Genomic DNA, 1,083 nt, shown 5'->3' with positions numbered 1-1,083 from the left:
CCGCCGGAGATCTTCTGCTGGATCTTGGCCATCCGGATGGCTTGCTCGGATGTGTTGTTGTCGAAGGGCACCCGCCAGTCGAAGGCGAACCGGAGCACCTGGTCGCGTTCCGCGTCGAGGCGGTCGAGCAGGTTGGCGGCCTTGGACCGCTTGCGTCGCGGGTCACCGGGGGCGCGGGCTGGGTGCAGTGCCCGTCCGACCGCGATGATCTCCTCATAGCGGGCGGCGAGGCATTCGAGTGCGTCCACGGTGAACCCGGTGGCGTGCGGATACGCGTCCTGGACGGTCTTGATCTCGTCCCAGGTGTCCACCAGCAGCCCCGCGAGTTCCCCGGCCCAGGTCTCGGGGCGATCCGCGGGCGTGTTCTCCACGACGGCGGCCAGTTCGCGCAGGTGGTGCGCGTTGCACAGAGCATGAACAGCGCCGGTGTAGGTCTTGTAGGGCTTCCAGCCGTCGTGGACCGCGACACCGGTGAAGCCTGGCAGCACTCCCATCGCCTCGAACGCCTGCACACCGCGCTTCGTGTGGACCTGGTAGAGCGTCAACGAGCGGGTGCGGGCGGTGTGCACCCAGCAGGTGCGCCCTGCGATGCGGGTGCCGGTCTCGTCGAAGCCGACCACTTCGCATTCGGTGAGCTGCCCGCGCACGGCCTCGGTGTGCGGGGCGAGGGCGTCGGCGGCCTGCCCGGCCCACCCGAGCAGGGTCGCGGTGACCACGTCGGCGCCGATGACGTCGGCGAGCAGTTCGGCGCACCGCTCGTAGGGCAGGTGCTGTCGGGTGAGCAGGTAGACGGCCAAGCTCTTCAGCCGCGGCCCGTACTGGGCCGGGGCCGCGGGGGCGCCGGCCGGGGCGGCGGCGGTGACCTGCCCGCACGCGCAGCGGCGGTGCTCGATGCGGTGCTCGGTCACCCGCAGACGGATCTCGGGCAGGTCGAAGACCTGCCGCCGCTCGATGGAGACCACCTCGGCCGCCGTGAGGTCGCCCGCACAACCCCGGCAGGCGGCCGGGACGTGAACCTCGACCGCATCCGGCTCCACGACCTGCATCAGCGCGCCCCCGGCACCGCCGCGCGGCTTACCCGGG

At 71.7% G+C, this 1,083-nt stretch carries 1 protein-coding gene; it reads right to left on the bottom strand.

Annotation, left to right across the window (positions count from 1 at the left end):
- Window positions 1-1,046: IS66 family transposase (tnpC, locus tag ACZ38L_RS39635; protein WP_465703049.1), on the bottom strand; the 1,046-nt coding region annotated here is incomplete at its 3' end.
- Window positions 1,047-1,083 lie beyond the last annotated feature (37 nt).

The sequence above is a fragment of the Kitasatospora sp. NPDC024654 genome, assembly GCF_055559155.1.
Note: the sequence above shows the minus strand (reverse complement) of the source record. Positions and strands in the feature narration are given on the sequence as shown.